The following is a 16910-nucleotide window of genomic DNA, read 5'->3' as shown; positions in this document are numbered from 1 at the left end:
GCCTGTTTTTTGCACATGTACCATGACGGCAGCGAGCACGACCGCTACACTGCCGATTGCTCCCACCCGCCGTCACAGGACTGCCCATGCTCCCTGCCAATCTCAATCTGTTGCGCACGCTGGCCGTACTGCTGGAAGAACAGCATGTCACCCGCGCGGCAGAGCGGCTCTGCCTGACCCAGTCGGCCGTCAGCCGCCAGCTGCTGCAGTTGCGTCAGGCGCTTGCAGACCCGTTGCTGGTACGTGATGGCAACCGCCTGCTACCGACACCCCGTGCTCTGGCTGTACAGGCACAACTGCGTCCGTTGCTGCAGCAGTGCGATGCGCTGTTCAGTCCCCAGCAGTTTGATCCGCAGCTGTGGCAGGGCCACGTCCGAATGGCGTCATCAGACTATGCTGCCCATTACATCCTGCCCGATATTGTCAGCACGCTGGCCGGTGCGGCACCGCAGCTGCAACTGACTTATCAGCTGTGGTTACCCCAGCAGCTGTCACAACTGGCCGACCTGCCACTGGAGCTGGTGGCGACCATGCTGGAGGCCATTCCGCCGGGGCTAGAAGGGCTGGCACTGGGGGAAGACGGGCCGGTGTGTGTGATGCGGCAGGATCACCCACTGGCGCAGCAACAGCGGTTGACGGTCGATGATCTGCTGGCCTGTGAGCATCTGTCCCTGAGTGGGGGTGGCGACAAGGACAGCTTTGTCGATCTGGCTCTGGCAGAGCTGGGCCGGCCACGCCGTATCCGGCTGCATGTTCCCTTCTTCACCTCGGCACTGCGTATCATCAGCCGCAGTGAGCTGTTGCTGATCATCCCTGAGCACATCGCCCGCAATATGCAGGCAGACTATGCCATTACCTATCGCCCATTCGATCTGCCCTGCCCCACCCATCGCTACTGGCTACTGTGGCACCCCAAGTACCACGATGATGTCAGCCATACCTGGCTGCGTAAGGTGGTATTCCAGTGTTTTGAAGCCTCGCTGTACTCGATGGCGTCAAAGTCCATAGCACACAAAGTCAGTCATGATTCCTGATCATCAGCTGTATTCCGAATTATGATTTCACCTTATCAGCCAGGTCTCGTAGGCTAACCGGCTCATACCCCTGGAACATGCTCACGATCTCGCGTGAACACGTTCTTACCTGTGAGGAACATGATGAGCTGGAGTACCTGGAGCGGTTTGCTGCTGATTTGCTTGCTGGGTGCCATGTCACCCGGCCCGAGTCTCGCGATGGTGACCCGACATGCACTGGCAGGCGGTAAGCGGAATGGTTTTGCCATTGCCTGGGCTCACGCCGCCGGGGTCGGTATGTATGCACTGTTGACGATGTTTGGGCTGGCCGTGCTGCTGCATCAGTCGCCCCGTCTGTTCACGGTGCTGACCTTGCTGGGCGCAGCCTATCTGGCCTATCTCGGAGTCCGTGCGCTGACATCACAGGGCGGCATTGCCCAGACGCTGGAAGCCGGCAATAGGGTGAGCGCAGCGCAGGCCGCACGGGACGGGCTGATGATCTCGCTGCTGAATCCCAAGCTGGCGCTGTTTTTTATCGCGCTATTCAGTCAGTTTGTGCAGCCGGGCAGTGATACCCTGGCCCACTTCACACTGGTCGCCACTCCCTTCGTGATCGACGGGTTGTGGTACACCCTGGTTACCCTGCTACTGGTACACCCCGCCGTGCTGGAGAAACTGCGCGCCCGCTCCCGACTGATTGACCGCCTTAGCGGTGTGGTGCTGATCCTGCTGGCGGTCAGGGTGTTTATCACCGCGCTGGCCTGAAAGCCTGAACATGCCGCAACGGTGTGGCAGAGGCTGAAAACAGATAAAAAAATCCGGCTCTTTTCAGGGAGCCGGATTTTTTAACATCTGAGCTTATCGCTGGTCAGCCTCTGAGCTGATCGCGGGTGGCGATTACTCTTCCAGATAGGTGTAACCCGCCAGACCCTCTTCGAGGAAGGCCAGACATTCCGCCTGCGTTTCGCTGCTGAGGCTGGACTTGGTCAGCTGACGACGGTAGGCCTCAACAAAGGTGCGGGAGTCGAAGTTCACGTAGGCCAGAATCTGATCCACGGTATCGCCCATCAGCACCTTGCTGACTTCCCACTCGCCCGCTTCATCGACTGATACGTCAACCGAATGGGTGTCGCCGAACAGGTTGTGCATGTCGCCCAGAATTTCCTGATAGGCACCCACCAGGAAGAAGCCCATCACATAGGGATTGGCCGGATCAAATTCCGGTACTGGCAGGGTGGTCTCGATACCCTGACCATCCACATACTGGTCGATAGTGCCGTCTGAATCACAGGTGATGTCCTGCACTACCGCGCGGAAGGTCGGCTCCTTGTCCAGGCCGCTGATAGGCAGCACCGGAAAGACCTGATCGATACCCCAGACATCGGGCAGTGACTGGAACACCGAGAAGTTGACGAACAGCTTGTCCGCCAGCTTGGCGTGCAGCTCATCGATGATTTCACGGTGAGCACGGTTCTTGTGGCTCAGCAGTGGCCGGATCTGCATACAGATGGCCTGATAGATCTGCTCAGCCTTGGCGCGTTCAGTCAGCGACAGCAGGCCGTGGGTATACAGCGACTGCACCTCAGCCACGTCATAAATAGTGTCGTGATAGATTTCCACCACGTTACGTTCATCGGCACTGTGCAGAGCTTCCTGATAGGACTCCCACAGGGCGTGCAGAATCTTCGGATCCGCCGCGCCGGGGCGTGGTGGCTGCAGCTCCTTGGGCGACTCCACATCAATCACGTTGGCCAGCAGCACCGCATGGTGTGCAGTCAGTGCACGACCCGACTCGCTGACAATATTGGGATGCGGCAGGTTACGCTCAGCACAGACTTCCGCCATGGCGTACACTACATTGCTGGCGTATTCCGACATGGAGTAGTTGATGGAGCAGGTGCTCTGAGAACGGGTACCTTCGTAGTCGACACCCAGACCGCCACCGACGTCCACCACGCTGATGGGCGCACCCAGCTGACGCAGTTCGGCGTAGAAACGGGCGCACTCCCGCAGGCCGGTCTGAATGTCGCGAATGTTGGCGACCTGTGACCCCAGATGGAAATGCAGCAACTGCAGGGAGTCCAGCGCTTCTTCCTTACGCAGACGCTCGACCACCTGCAGAATCTGGTGGGCAGACAGGCCAAACTTGGACTTCTCACCACCGGAGGTTTGCCATTTGCCTTTGCTCTGCGAGGCCAGACGAGCACGCAAACCCAGTCTTGGCGTTACCTGCAGACGGCGTGCTTCTTCCAGTACCACATCCAGCTCGGATACCTTCTCAATGACGATATAGACCTGATGGCCCAGCGCCTCGCCAATCAGAGCCAGACGGATATATTCTCGATCCTTGTAGCCGTTGCAGATGATGACGGAGGAGTTGGTGTTCTCTGACAGCGCCAGTACGGCCATCAGTTCAGGCTTGGAGCCCGCCTCAAGACCCACACGGGTTACGCTGGGATCTTTCTTCTGTCCGGCCAGAATGCCTTCAACCACCTGTTGCTGCTGGTTGACCTTGATCGGATAGACGGCCGTGTACTGCGCGCGATACTTGTAATACTGAATGGCTTCCTGAAAAGCCTGACACAACGAGGACACCCGATCATGCAATATGTCGGTAAAACGCACCAGAGTAGGCAACGCTACTCCTTGCTCGCTTAAATGCTTGCATAGCTCCGGCAGATTTATCGTAGCTGCCTTGTCGCGACGAGGTTTGACGAACACCTCACCGCTTTCATTCACGTCAAAGTATCCATTGCCCCAGTAGGGGATGTTGTAAAGTTTCAGTGCATCGCGGCTGTTCCACGCGCTCATTGCATTCGTTGCCTTTCTCTAGATGGCGGCCAGCACCTGGCTGGAGCAACCGGCTCAGGGAGCCGGAATGTTCGGATAACTCGGATCAATCAAAGAGTGACAGGGAAAGCACAGACCGGCTCTCCCCAAGGGGTAACACCCGCTATCAACACCCCGCCAGGGCATCCACTACATACTGGGGCAAAGCAAACGCGCCCACATGGATACTTGGGGTGTAATAACGGGTTTTAAAACCTGCCTGAGCGACGCGCTCGGCGATGACCTCCACGGGAAGCTGGCGCAGAGCGGCATCATCACTGCCCCAGGCCAGGGTCATGATGCCACCGACATAAGTGGGTACCGGAGCGGCATAGAACTGCTGATCAGCGAAATCCAGCCCCATACGCTTGCGGGTGGTCGAAACTTCCCCCAGCTGCATGAAGCACACGCCGTTCTGGGCCACCATGACGCCACCTTCATTCAGGCAGCGCTTGCAGCCATTGTAGAAACGCGAGGAGAACAGCACTTCACCCGGGCCCATCGGGTCGGTGGAGTCAGAGATAATGACGTCGTAGCGCTCATCGGTTGTGTTGACGAACTCAACCCCATCGTTGATGACAATAGTCGCACGAGGATCATCAAAAGCACCGTCAGAGTGGCCCGGCAGGTAGGTTCTGCACATCTCGATGACCTGCGCATCGATCTCTACCATGGTCACCTGCTCCACTTCAGGATGACGCAGCACTTCACGCAGAATACCACCGTCACCACCACCAATGATCAGCACTCGTCGGGCTTTGCCATGAGCAAACAACGGTACGTGCGTCAGCATTTCGTGGTAGATGAACTCGTCACGCTCAGTGGTCTGAATCACTCCGTCCAGCGCCATGACACGACCAAAATCGCAATTTTCGAAGATGATCAGGTGCTGATGCTCGGTTTTACTCTCGAACAGAACCTTATCAATAGTGAAAGACTGACCGTAGCCTGCGTAGAGGGTCTCGATATAGCGTTGCGGCTGAGTCACGTGTTCCTTCCTCGCTCACAATAAAAATCAGATGACATGCTGTTATGACATCGACAATGGATGACAGCACAATGACAGTTCGACGAGGGAAAGTAAGATAGTGCGGGAGAACGGATGGGGATAACCCTGTCAGTTCCACTAACCTGTCTTCCTTCCACGGAATACACAACAGGCAGCGTACTTACTGAAAGGGCCTGTTGTACATCTAAAGTCGAATTTGCATAAAAACCTGTCGCTGCTTCTGCAAGAAGTTGCGTTTTATACGCTTTTTTCACACAAACGCAAGGAAGACTAACAGGTCCAAACCAGAGGAAGAGACAAGGGGATCAGATACAGTGGTGCCGCTACAGAACACAGCCGACACAGGGAATATGAGAGGAGAAGAAACAAAAAAAGCCGCTTTCGCGACTTCCTTTTATACTTCACTGGCACCTTTATCAGGTGGTGCAGATGGAGAGACTCGAACTCTCACGTCCTTACGAACACTAGCACCTGAAGCTAGCGCGTCTACCAATTCCGCCACATCTGCAATGTGAAGCTGCCTGATTGTAATCACTTAACGAGAGCATTGGTGCAGATGGAGAGACTCGAACTCTCACGTCCTTACGAACACTAGCACCTGAAGCTAGCGCGTCTACCAATTCCGCCACATCTGCATGCAGCTCGAAAAGTGGTGCGTATCATACTTAAACTTTTTAACTTGTCAAGCACACTACGCTGATGTCTTACCACTTTCAGATGACTTCAAGTGGTGCCCAGAGGCGGAATCGAACCACCGACACGGGGATTTTCAATCCCCTGCTCTACCGACTGAGCTATCTGGGCTACATCTGTTCACTTGGTGCGGGAGGAGAGACTCGAACTCTCACGCCTTACGGCGCTGGAACCTAAATCCAGTGTGTCTACCAATTCCACCACTCCCGCGGTGGTGCCCAGAGGCGGAATCGAACCACCGACACGGGGATTTTCAATCCCCTGCTCTACCGACTGAGCTATCTGGGCAACGAGGCGCGTATTATAAGGACAAACCACAGAGTGTCAATCCCTAAGCGCATCAAGCGAACGCCGCGCAATTTACGCGTCTCTGTAAAAGTTGTCAAGCAATTCAATAATTTATTCCGCATCAGCGGTTATTTCTCACTCGGTGGTACGTAGCCTTCAATCTTGGTCACGTCTTCACCGGCAAAGAACTTTTCCATTTCTTCCTGCAGTAACTTTCGTGACTGCATGTCCATCATGTTCAGACGCTTCTCATTGATCAGCATGGTCTGATGCGCCAGCCAGTCCTGCCAGGCTTGTCTGGAAATATGCTCATACAGATCCTGCCCTTTGGGGCCAGGAAAAGGCGGGCGCTCCATGCCGTCCATGTCCTTTTGATATTTACGGCAGAATACGGTTCTAGTCATATCAGTCTCTTTTACAGATAAAGTTCAACGCTGTGCATCCAGTTGCTCCAGCAGACGTTTGACTGGCGCAGCCAAACCTACCGACTCTGGGGCGTCGAGGTTATACCAAAGCCAGCGCTCAGGTTCCATGAGCTTACTGTCAGAGCCACCCTGTGCCAGCAAAGGTGTGATGTGCAGATGGAAGTGGCTGAAGGTATGCTTCACAGCAGGTAACGACTGCTGATGCAGCTCCGCCTGCCAGCACGCGCAAAACTGCTCCGCCTGCTCTGTGGACGCCATCTCGGGCAGACTCCACAAACCTCCCCAGATCCCGCTGGCCGGGCGTTTTTCCAGCAACACCTTGTGCTGCTGGCGATCATGTACCAGCAACATGTAAGTGTGCTTTTCCGGTATCGTTTTTCGCGGTTTGGCATGGGGAAAGGCTGTAGGAGTGCCCATGCTATAAGCTTTGCAGTGGTCTTTTAAGGGGCATAGCAAACAGGCAGGTTTGCTACGGGTACAGAGCGTCGCCCCCAGATCCATCATCACCTGGGTATAGTCCGGCAGACGCCGGTCAGGCGTGTAGTAATCAGCCAGCCGCCAGAGCAAATCCTCTACCGGCTTGCTGCCGGGCCAGCCTTCGACACCGTGCAGACGGGTAAGCACACGCTTGACGTTGCCATCGAGAATCGGTGCACGAATACCACGACTGATCGACAGAATCGCTCCTGCAGTCGAACGACCAATACCCGGCAACGCCTGTACAGCGTCTACCGTTGCCGGAAATTCACCATGGTGCTGCCGCCAGAGAATCTGAGCGGCTTTATGCAGGTTACGGGCACGGCTGTAGTAACCGAGACCAGTCCAGAAATGCAGCACTTCGTCCTGTTCAGCCTCAGCCAGATCCTGCAAGGCGGGAAAACGCTCCATGAAGCGTTGGTAGTAAGGGATAACGGTCGCTACCTGCGTCTGCTGCAGCATGATCTCCGATACCCACACCCGATAGGGCGTCTTGTCCTGCTGCCACGGCAGACTGGTGCGACCATGCTGATCGAACCAGTCAAATACAGCGCGCTGAAATACCTCTGGGGTCACTTCTTGAATAATCCTTGGAGTAAACCTTTCACTGCTTCGGCGTTGTCTCCACCGAGCTTTTCGCTCAGTTTATCGGATTGTTTATCCAGCGCACGGCTCAATTCTTTCTGCGCCTTGCGTTTAGCTTCATTGCTGGCAAGGGAAGTGACCGTCTTGGCAAAGCCTTCCTTATCGGGACGGCACCATTTGGCAGGATCACCATCCAGGCTACCCTGGCAACGCAGGGGCCATTCCAACCCCTGAAATTTAGGATTGATGGTGCAGGCTTCACGGCTGGTGTCACCCTCAATCACGACACCCACCCCCATATCCAGCTGTCGCTGTGGAAGATTGATCTGTCCTGAGCCTTTGGCACTGGCCCCCACCAGCTGTCCCTGCGCCGAGTCAATATGGGCGACACCATTGTTGAACTGCGCCTGCAGACTGGCGTTGGTCAGTCTGGTGTGCTCACTGTCTGCTGCGGCCGTCAGCGTTTCCTGATTGGCAAAGGCAATGCCCTCACAGATTTGCTGAGTAAGGTTGATATTGTTCAGTCGTCCATCCGTGACATTGGCCTTGGCCGAGCCGTTGAGACTGTTAACCCAGTCAAAAACCGAGTTCCCGCTCATGCTCAGGCTGCCATTCATGGAGCCGATGCCGTTGACCGCAGGCTGGGTGCTGCCCAGCAGTGTCTGCACCTGCTCCAGCGCCAGATGATCGACATTGAACTGCAGTTGACTGCGTAGCGGCACCTTCTGCGCATCGACCTGTGCTTTAAGCGCAACCTTGCCTTCGGCAATCTGCGCACTGGCCTGATCAACCACCAGCTTTCCAGCTGCTGCTGCCACATTGAACTTGACCTGCGACATCGCAACTTGCTGATAGGTCAGCTTACCCAGCTGCACCGAGCCACGCAGATTCAGCCTTTGCAATACCTCAACGGGCAGCATCGGTGCCTTTGAATAGCCTGTGTCACTTGTGGTCTTGGCGGTAGCTGCTGCTGTGGTAGAGCTCGATGCCTCGGGTTGGGTGGCTGGCGATGCTGAGCTGGCGAGATAGCGATCCAGATTGAGCTGATCAATGCCCAGCTTGAACTCGGTTTGCCCCTTGTTTAAGGGCTGCTGGAAGCTGCCACTGATTTTGCTCTCATCCAGCCGGGCCGTCAGATTAGTCAGTGACAACTGTTGGCGGTCCACCATCAGCGCAGTCGTCATAGAAGCCGCCGTCAACGCTTTCTCATCAGGCAGAGAAACAGACATACCGATATCTGACAGCCATTTGCGCAGATTCAGCTCAGCGAGCTGCAGCGAACCCTGCAGGGCTGGCGCCTTCTGCAAGTCCTTGACCGTGGCATCAAGCTGACCCTGCATGCCGTTCAGTGCCAGTTTTAGGTTGGGTAGGCGCACCTGCTGTTGCTGCAGATCGGCATCCACATCACCCTTGATCTCCAGTAGCAGTGACTGTCTGGTCACACCGTCTATGGTGCTGAGCAGATCCATATCATGCAGTTGATACAGTTGTCGCTCAGGGTCCAGCAGCATCGAAGCCTGCAGTTTGTTGCCGAGCTGGACGGCCTGCTTGCCATCCGCCTGCACAGACAGCGGCAAGGTAAGCGTTAAAGGAAAGGCCTGCCCCAGGCGGATCTCGCTGGCACGCAGGTTGACGGGGCCCAACGCAATATTCTGGTTGGCTTGCAGGTCGTGATAGTTGACCTGCACATTCTGCAGATCAATATCATCAATGGCCAAAGCCATGGAGCGGCTGGCGGAGGATGCCGGTTGACTGCCCGGCTCAGCGGTGGAACGGGCAGCAGGTGAAGATGCTGCAGAAGGCCGGTCCCAGTTATTTGCACCTGTCTTGTCGCGATTCAGATCCAGCACCAGACCATCTACCATCAGGCCGGACAGGCTCAAACGCCCGCTGATGAGTGCAGGCACATCCATAGAGACACTGGCATGCTGCAAGGTAGCCACGGTAGGACGATCAGGATAGCCTGCCTGTACATCCTCCAGCGTAATGGCAAACTGCGGAAACAAGCTCCAGCTCATCGGACCTTTAATTTCGAGCTGCAGTCCCGTTTTATCCTGCACCATCTCACCGATGCGCTGGCGGTAATCGTTCGGATCAAAAGCGACCAGCAGATAGATCACCACCAGTGCCAGCAAGCCAAACAGCGCCCCAAGCAACCACAGGATTATTTTTGTTGCCTTCATGTTCCCTCACTCAATTGCATCGACAGCCACACTTGTCGCAACGCCAAAGCATCTACCAAGCCGTATAGCTTTTGTTAGTAACGGTTCTAACCCGAAGCACAAGGCTTTATACTTTCATCCTCGCAAAATCAGCGGTAATTCCAGACGGACGATGTTGTTTTTGCTTATTTGACCTCGACTCACGATCAATACTAGGGGAGCCTGGCATGGCAGAGCGTACCGCCAGTGTGACGCGCAATACGCTGGAAACCCAGATCACCGTAACGGTGAACCTGGATGGCAGCGGACAGTTTAAATCAGTTACCGGCATTCCTTTTCTTGACCACATGCTTGAGCAGGTGGCACGACACGGACTGATTGACCTGGACATCCATGCCAATGGCGACCTGCATATTGATGCCCATCACACCGTCGAAGATCTGGGCATCACCATGGGCCAGGCCATCAGCAAAGCGCTTGGTGACAAGAAAGGCATCACCCGCTACGGCCATTCCTATGTTCCGCTGGATGAAGCCCTGTCGCGTGTCGTTATTGATTTCTCTGGCCGTCCAGGCCTGCACTTTGCTGTGCCCTTTACCCGGGCAAGCATCAATGGTCTGGATACCGAGCTGTTCTTTGAGTTCTTCCAGGGGTTCGTCAACCACGCTCTGATGACCCTCCATATCGATAACCTCAAGGGCCACAACAGCCATCATCAGGCAGAAACAGTATTCAAAGCCTTTGGCCGCGCCTTGCGCATGGCTCTGACTGCCGACGAGCGCATGCAGGGCATCATGCCTTCCACCAAAGGCTGTCTTTAAGGAGCCATCATGAGTTCGGTTGCAGTTATTGACTATGGCATGGGCAACCTTCACTCGGTTGCCAAAGCGCTAGAGCACGTCAAGCCCGGTGAGCAAGTGCTGGTATCCAGCGACAAAGCAGTGATCGAGAGTGCTGACCGGGTGATTCTGCCCGGCGTCGGTGCCATTCGTGACTGCATGGGCGAACTGACCCGTCTTGGACTGGACCAGGTGGTACACCAGGTTGCAGCATCAGGCAAGCCGTTGCTGGGTATCTGCGTGGGTGTGCAGCTGTTGATGGAGTTCAGCGAAGAGAATGGTGGCCATGACTGTCTGGGCATATTCCCCGGCAAGGCTCACTTCTTTGGTGACCATCTGCAGGATGAGGGCGGTGAAAAGCTGAAGGTGCCTCACATGGGCTGGAACGAAGTCAAACAGACCGTCGACCATCCTCTGTGGCAGGGTATTGAGCAAAACAGCCGGTTCTACTTTGTCCACAGCTACCATATTCAGGCTCAGCAGCCTGAGCAGGTTGCCGGACGCTGCCACTATGGCCTGGATTTCGACGTCGCGCTGTTCCGCGATAATGTATTCGCGGTGCAGTTTCACCCCGAGAAGAGCCACAGTGCAGGGTTGCAATTGCTGAAAAACTTCCTGCACTGGAATGGCCAACCCGCATAACCTGAAGGTATACGGCAACCGGCCGCTTACCTGTGAAGATAGCAAGTTTGTGAAGAGAACATCATGCTGGTAATTCCCGCAATAGATCTTAAAGATGGCCAGTGCGTACGTTTACGTCAGGGCCGCATGGATGACTCCACCGTGTTCTCCAGTGACCCCGTCGACATGGCTGGACGCTGGGTAGAACAGGGCGCACGTCGCCTGCATCTGGTCGACCTGAATGGCGCCTTTGCCGGTAAACCAGTGAATGGTGATATCGTCCAGCGCATTGCCAAGGCGTTCCCCAACCTGCCGATCCAGATTGGTGGCGGCATCCGCAGCCAGGAGATTATTGAGGCCTATCTTGCTGCTGGCGTGCAGTACGTCATTATCGGCACCAAGGCAGTGAAGGAGCCCGAATTCGTGACTGAGATGTGCAAGCGTTTCCCGGGTCACATCATCGTGGGTCTGGATGCGAAGGATGGCATGGTTGCCATTGATGGCTGGGCGGAAGTGACCAGCGTTACCGCGGTAGAGCTGGCCAAACGTTTCCGCGATGACGGCGTCGACAGCATTGTTTACACCGACATCAGTCGTGACGGCATGATGCAGGGTGTGAATGTGGAAGCGACAGTCGCCCTGGCACAGCAGTCAGGATTACCGGTTATCGCCTCTGGTGGTGTTACTGACATGCGTGATATCGAGGCACTGGCGAAAGTGGCCGATCAGGGTATCGCTGGCGCCATCACCGGCCGTGCTATCTACGAAGGCACGCTGGACCTTCGCACAGCGCAAGCCCTGTGTGACCAGAGTAAATAAGTAGTAATGCGGAGCCAGATTCCTTCTGGCTCCTGTACCTCACGTTATACGCCATAGCTTTGGCGATACTGGCGAATGGCAGCAAGCTCTGCTTCCTTGTCACCCTGCTCAGCCAGAAACTCGACGATCTGCTCCAGACTGATAATGCTGGCAACAGGCATGCTGTAGTCACGCTCAACTTCCTGAATGGCTGACAGCTCACCCTTGCCTTTCTCCTGACGGTTCAGGGCAATGACGACACCTGCCGGTGTTGCACCATGCTGCTCGATCAGTGCCATCACCTCACGAATAGCCGTACCCGCAGTGATTACGTCATCAATAATGAGCACACGACCCTGTAAAGGCGCTCCTACCAGGTTGCCACCTTCACCATGATCCTTGGCTTCCTTACGATTAAACACATAGGGCACGTCACGACCATGATGCTCAGCCAGCGCGACGGCAGTGGCAGCAGCCAGAGGAATGCCTTTGTAAGCAGGCCCAAGAATGACATCAAACTCGATGCCACTTTGCAGGATAGCTTCGGCATAGCACTTTCCTAATCTGGCCAGCGCCAAACCACTATTGAACAGACCCGCATTGAAGAAGTAAGGGCTGGTTCTGCCCGACTTCAGGGTAAACTCGCCAAAACGCAGTACCTGTTGCTGAATAGCGAACTCAATAAACTCGCGTTGATAGGCATGCATGTTTTGTCCTCTGCGTGATGGGTTGAAACAATGCGCGCATTTTAACTCACCACTCCCAGTGCAGCATCCGCTTTGCATGGATTTGATTAATACACGCAATATCAAGCAAATTCGCCACACAACCATGGCATTAATAGCCAAAAGTGCTATAGACGCTAGCCTCGACAGGGAGTGTGCAGTTACACTATGCCGGGCTGAACACACTTGACATCCGCATGAACCCCCAAAAGGTGTTATAATTCGCGGACTTAGAGGCAGCTAATAAGTAAGTAGCTTTTAGGCAGCACGCCGTCGTAGTAGCCGATTAAAATTTCTATACTTGCTACTCCCAGATTTTTGCATGCCCAGTCAATGCGGTGCCGCCTACTTACAGAATCTGCCCCAAGAATGTATGTGTTTCTTCACAGACCTGTTAGCAAGACTCTAAAGGACTCCATTACTGATGCGTGTCATCACCCTCAACGTGCAAGGCATCCAGCAAGCAGCTGAGCGCGGACTGTTTGACTGGATGGTCCAGCAAGACGCTGATCTGTATTGCCTGCAGGATCTGCGTGCCAAAGCCTACCAGCTGGACGATGCTATCTATCATCCTGCCGGCTACCAGGCCCACTTCTTCGATGCACCAGAAGACAATTACAGTGGCGTCGCCATTTATTGCAAACACCAACCAAAGGCCATCATGTCTGGCCTTGGCTTTGAACTGTGTGATTTCCACGGCCGCTATATTCAGGCCGATTATGACAAAATCAGCATTGGCTCGATTCTGCTTCCCTCTGGGGAGAATGACTTGCAAAAGCAGGCCGTTAAGAATGAATTCATGGAGCACATGCATGCGTTCTTCAAAAAGACCCTGCGCAAACGCCGTCAGTTTATCTTCTGTGGTACCTGGAACATTGCTCGAGAGCCACGAGATGTAAGTAACTGGTATGTAAACCAAAAGAACTCCGGCTTTCTGCCAGAAGAGCGTGCGTTTTTCCGTGATGTGTTTGACGAGATGGGTTTTGTCGACACGTTCCGTCAAGTGAACCAGGCTGATCGTCAGTTCACCTGGTGGCCCAGTTACAATCGCGCCTTTGAGCTGAATGAAGGTGCGCGTCTGGACTACCAGATTGCAACTGCAGATTTTGGCAAAAAAGTGCGTGCAGCAAAGATTATCAAAGAGCCTCGCTTCTCTAATCACGCGGCACTGATGATTGAATACGATCATGATCTGTAATCGGGCTTTCTGTCCCGCTTATAAAAAAGAAGCCTGCTATCAAGCAGGCTTCTTTTTGGGTGAAGAAATCAACTACAGAATACGCGCTCTCAACCTTCCTCCACCTCAGGCTCGAATACCTGATTCATGTCCAGCGCTGGCATAGTACATTCCGGACGCCCAACGATCTTGGCGGGCACTCCTGCTACCGTGGTATGAGGTGGAACAGGTCTCAACACGACACTCCCTGCGCCAACCTTCGCCCCCTCTCCAACTTCGATATTACCTAGCACCTTTGCACCTGCCGCAATCAGAACGCCATCACGTATTTTGGGATGCCGGTCTCCACTCTCCTTACCAGTCCCTCCCAAAGTGACTGACTGCAGAATGGAAACGTTGTCGCCAACAACAGAGGTTTCTCCAATGACAATACCTGTTGCGTGGTCGAGCATTATTCCCTTACCTATCCGTGCCGCTGGATGAATATCGACACCGAACACAACAGAAATCTGATTCTGCATAAAGATCGCCAGAGTACGCCGTCCCTGACGCCACAGCCAATTGGCTACGCGATATGCCTGTAGAGCATGAAAACCTTTGAGATAAAGCAGAGGAGTGAGGTACTCGCATACCGCAGGATCACGCTCGACAGTGGCTTTAATATCTGCACAGGCGGACTCAAGCAAAGCAGGTTCACCCCGGAACGCCTGCTGGATGATTTCCCGAATAGTAATCGCCGGAACAGTAGGACAGTCGAGTTTATTTGCCAAATGAAAGCTCAGTGCACATCCGATGTTATCGTGATTCAAAATGGTCGAATGAAAAAAGCTGGCAAGCATAGGCTCCTGGACAGACTGCGCGAGAGCTTCCTCGCGAACAATATGCCATACCTGTTGGGTAAACTCTGACATCGATAGATCTCGGCTGGTACTTATACTGAGAGGATTACAGACTGGGGATGGACGGCAGCTTTTTCAAGTGTCCAAGTGCTGGCTAACAAAACCACAAAGCACTTATTCAGTGTAAACAGCGCACCGAGCTGTAATCACTATCCACATATTATTTTTATGACCTAAAAGCAAAACCCCTGACCGTTGCCGATCAGGGGTTGCTGTGTTTCAATGCCTGGCGATGACCTACTCTCACATGGGGAAACCCCACACTACCATCGGCGCTGACGCGTTTCACTTCTGAGTTCGGGATGGAATCAGGTGGTTCCACGTCGCTATGGTCGCCAGGCAATTCTGGCTGAGTCTCTCGGACTTACTTCCTCTGCTCGCTCACTCTTCGCTCGCTCACAGCCGCCGGTTTACTCAAATAAGGGTGGCTCTAATTTGATTATTCGCATCTTCATGCGCTTGCGACGATCACAAAATCTCTTCGTCTATCCAGTGCTTAACCAAGTCTCTTAGCTTATATGGCCAAGCCGCACGGGCAATTAGTATGGGTTAGCTCAATGCCTCACAGCACTTACACACCCCACCTATCAACCTTGTGGTCTTCAAGGGCCCTTCAGAGGATTCAAGATCCAGGGAGATCTCATCTTGAGGGGGGCTTCCCGCTTAGATGCTTTCAGCGGTTATCCCGTCCGAACATAGCTACCGGGCAATGCGATTGGCATCACAACCCGAACACCAGCGGTTCGTCCATTCCGGTCCTCTCGTACTAGGAACAGCTCCTCTCAAATCTCCAACGTCCACGGCAGATAGGGACCGAACTGTCTCACGACGTTCTAAACCCAGCTCGCGTACCACTTTAAATGGCGAACAGCCATACCCTTGGGACCGGCTTCAGCCCCAGGATGTGATGAGCCGACATCGAGGTGCCAAACACCGCCGTCGATGTGAACTCTTGGGCGGTATCAGCCTGTTATCCCCGGAGTACCTTTTATCCGTTGAGCGATGGCCCTTCCATTCAGAACCACCGGATCACTAGCACCTACTTTCGTACCTGCTCGACCTGTCCGTCTCGCAGTTAAGCACCCTTCTACGCTTGCACTCATTGGCTGATTTCCGACCAGCCTGAGGGTACCTTCGCGCTCCTCCGTTACTCTTTGGGAGGAGACCGCCCCAGTCAAACTGCCCACCACACACTGTCCTCGACCCGGATCACGGGCCTGAGTTAGAACCTCAATGGTGTCAGGGTGGTATTTCAAGGTTGGCTCCACAGAAACTGGCGTCTCTGCTTCTAAGCCTCCCACCTATCCTACACAAACAACATCAAAGTCCAGTGTGAAGCTACAGTAAAGGTTCACGGGGTCTTTCCGTCTAGCCGCGGATACGCTGCATCTTCACAGCGAGTTCAATTTCACTGAGTCTCGGGTGGAGACAGTGCCGCCATCATTACGCCATTCGTGCAGGTCGGAACTTACCCGACAAGGAATTTCGCTACCTTAGGACCGTTATAGTTACGGCCGCCGTTTACCGGGGCTTCGATCAAGAGCTTCGCTTGCGCTAACCCCATCAATTAACCTTCCGGCACCGGGCAGGCGTCACACCCTATACGTCCACTTTCGTGTTTGCAGAGTGCTGTGTTTTTAATAAACAGTTGCAGCGGCCTGGTATCTTCGACTGCCAGCAGCTTACGGAGCGAGTCCTTCACCACCGGCAGCGCACCTTCTCCCGAAGTTACGGTGCCATTTTGCCTAGTTCCTTCACCCGAGTTCTCTCAAGCGCCTTGGTATTCTCTACCTGATCACCTGTGTCGGTTTGGGGTACGGTCCTGTTTACCTGAAGCTTAGAGGCTTTTCTTGGAAGCATGGCATCAACCACTTCGCTCATGCGAGCTCGTCATCAGTCCTCAGCATTGGCCGTGCGGATTTGCCTACACGTCCTGCCTACAACCTTAAACACGGATAACCATCACCGTGCTGGCCTAGCCTTCTCCGTCCCCCCATCGCAGTAAACAGCGGTACAGGAATATTAACCTGTTTCCCATCGACTACGCCTTTCGGCCTCGCCTTAGGAGCCGACTCACCCTGCCTCGATTAACGTTGGACAGGAACCCTTGATCTTCCGGCGAGGAGGCTTTTCACCTCCTTTATCGTTACTTATGTCAGCATTCGCACTTCTGATATCTCCAGCATGCCTTACAGCACACCTTCGCAGACTTACAGAACGCTCCCCTACCACTCCTCAATGAGGAATCCGCAGCTTCGGTGCCTGGTTTGAGCCCCGTTATATCTTCCGCGCAGGCCGACTCGACTAGTGAGCTATTACGCTTTCTTTAAAGGGTGGCTGCTTCTAAGCCAACCTCCTAGCTGTCTGAGC

The 16910-nt window shown here is 54.4% G+C and carries 13 protein-coding genes, 5 tRNA genes and 2 rRNA genes (1 of these 20 cut by a window edge); 6 read left to right on the top strand and 14 right to left on the bottom strand.

The genetic code is table 11. The features are described from left to right. Window positions 1-86 precede the first annotated feature (86 nt). Together QCD60_RS13345 and QCD60_RS13340 are read left to right on the top strand one after the other, a co-directional pair. Window positions 87-1034, top strand: coding sequence for a LysR family transcriptional regulator (locus QCD60_RS13345; RefSeq protein ID WP_279786057.1), 948 nt, complete (start codon window positions 87-89; stop codon window positions 1032-1034). A 120-nt stretch (window positions 1035-1154) separates the two neighbouring features. Further along, window positions 1155-1778 carry a LysE family translocator gene (locus tag QCD60_RS13340; RefSeq protein ID WP_347950205.1) on the top strand — a complete coding sequence of 208 codons (624 nt, stop codon included), beginning with the start codon at window positions 1155-1157 and terminating at the stop codon, window positions 1776-1778. Between the two features lie 132 nt (window positions 1779-1910). On the opposite strand, the gene speA is transcribed toward QCD60_RS13340, so the two are convergent. The 10 genes from speA to QCD60_RS13290 form a co-directional block, all read right to left on the bottom strand. Further along, on the bottom strand, window positions 1911-3824 hold the full coding sequence (gene speA / locus QCD60_RS13335; protein ID WP_279786054.1) for a biosynthetic arginine decarboxylase: 1914 nt from the start codon (window positions 3822-3824) through the stop codon (window positions 1911-1913). A 145-nt stretch (window positions 3825-3969) separates the two neighbouring features. Further along, the gene (gene speE / locus QCD60_RS13330; RefSeq protein ID WP_279786052.1) at window positions 3970-4830 is read right to left on the bottom strand and encodes a polyamine aminopropyltransferase; all 861 of its coding nucleotides are present in this window, start codon (window positions 4828-4830) and stop codon (window positions 3970-3972) included. 442 nt (window positions 4831-5272) lie between these two features. Continuing rightward, window positions 5273-5359, bottom strand: a tRNA-Leu gene (locus QCD60_RS13325). Window positions 5360-5399: 40 nt separating this feature from the next. Continuing rightward, window positions 5400-5486, bottom strand: a tRNA-Leu gene (locus tag QCD60_RS13320). A 93-nt stretch (window positions 5487-5579) separates the two neighbouring features. Beyond that, window positions 5580-5655, bottom strand: a tRNA-Phe gene (locus QCD60_RS13315). Between the two features lie 14 nt (window positions 5656-5669). Next, a tRNA-Leu gene (locus tag QCD60_RS13310) sits at window positions 5670-5754 on the bottom strand. A 2-nt stretch (window positions 5755-5756) separates the two neighbouring features. Continuing rightward, window positions 5757-5832: transfer RNA gene (locus tag QCD60_RS13305), tRNA-Phe, on the bottom strand. 128 nt (window positions 5833-5960) lie between these two features. After that, the gene (locus tag QCD60_RS13300; RefSeq protein WP_104153499.1) at window positions 5961-6236 is read right to left on the bottom strand and encodes an oxidative damage protection protein; all 276 of its coding nucleotides are present in this window, start codon (window positions 6234-6236) and stop codon (window positions 5961-5963) included. A 24-nt stretch (window positions 6237-6260) separates the two neighbouring features. Further along, a complete protein-coding gene (gene mutY, locus QCD60_RS13295) occupies window positions 6261-7310 on the bottom strand; it encodes an A/G-specific adenine glycosylase (protein WP_279786050.1) in 1050 nt (349 codons plus the stop codon). Next, complete coding sequence (locus QCD60_RS13290; protein WP_279786048.1) at window positions 7307-9502, bottom strand: AsmA family protein; 2196 nt, start codon at window positions 9500-9502, stop codon at window positions 7307-7309. The genes mutY and QCD60_RS13290 overlap by 4 nt, the downstream gene beginning before the upstream one ends. A 206-nt stretch (window positions 9503-9708) precedes the next feature. On the opposite strand from QCD60_RS13290, the gene hisB reads away from it, so the two are divergent. From hisB to hisA, 3 genes are all read left to right on the top strand, one after another. Then, window positions 9709-10302 carry an imidazoleglycerol-phosphate dehydratase HisB gene (gene hisB / locus QCD60_RS13285; RefSeq protein WP_104153507.1) on the top strand — a complete coding sequence of 198 codons (594 nt, stop codon included), beginning with the start codon at window positions 9709-9711 and terminating at the stop codon, window positions 10300-10302. 9 nt (window positions 10303-10311) lie between these two features. After that, entirely contained in the window at window positions 10312-10962 is a 651-nt protein-coding gene (gene hisH / locus QCD60_RS13280; protein WP_279786044.1) for an imidazole glycerol phosphate synthase subunit HisH, read from the top strand. A 63-nt stretch (window positions 10963-11025) separates the two neighbouring features. After that, a complete protein-coding gene (gene hisA / locus QCD60_RS13275; RefSeq protein ID WP_279786042.1) occupies window positions 11026-11760 on the top strand; it encodes a 1-(5-phosphoribosyl)-5-[(5-phosphoribosylamino)methylideneamino]imidazole-4-carboxamide isomerase in 735 nt (244 codons plus the stop codon). A gap of 44 nt (window positions 11761-11804) precedes the next feature. Here hisA and pyrE read toward each other — a convergent pair whose 3' ends face one another. Beyond that, window positions 11805-12446 carry an orotate phosphoribosyltransferase gene (gene pyrE, locus QCD60_RS13270; protein ID WP_279786040.1) on the bottom strand — a complete coding sequence of 214 codons (642 nt, stop codon included), beginning with the start codon at window positions 12444-12446 and terminating at the stop codon, window positions 11805-11807. A 442-nt stretch (window positions 12447-12888) separates the two neighbouring features. On the opposite strand from pyrE, the gene QCD60_RS13265 reads away from it, so the two are divergent. After that, on the top strand, window positions 12889-13662 hold the full coding sequence (locus QCD60_RS13265; RefSeq protein WP_104153518.1) for an exodeoxyribonuclease III: 774 nt from the start codon (window positions 12889-12891) through the stop codon (window positions 13660-13662). An 89-nt stretch (window positions 13663-13751) separates the two neighbouring features. Here QCD60_RS13265 and cysE read toward each other — a convergent pair whose 3' ends face one another. From cysE to QCD60_RS13250, 3 genes are all read right to left on the bottom strand, one after another. Then, window positions 13752-14552, bottom strand: coding sequence for a serine O-acetyltransferase (cysE, locus tag QCD60_RS13260; protein WP_104153521.1), 801 nt, complete (start codon window positions 14550-14552; stop codon window positions 13752-13754). Between the two features lie 212 nt (window positions 14553-14764). Next, window positions 14765-14880, bottom strand: a 5S ribosomal RNA gene (rrf, locus tag QCD60_RS13255). Between the two features lie 178 nt (window positions 14881-15058). Next, window positions 15059-16910: ribosomal RNA gene (locus QCD60_RS13250) — 23S ribosomal RNA — on the bottom strand (it continues 1026 nt past the right edge of the window).

This window comes from Pokkaliibacter sp. MBI-7, assembly GCF_029846635.1.
Taxonomy (GTDB): Bacteria; Pseudomonadota; Gammaproteobacteria; order Pseudomonadales; family Balneatricaceae; genus Pokkaliibacter.
The sequence above is the reverse complement of the archived record's forward strand: the minus strand, read 5'-3'. Positions and strand labels throughout refer to the sequence as shown.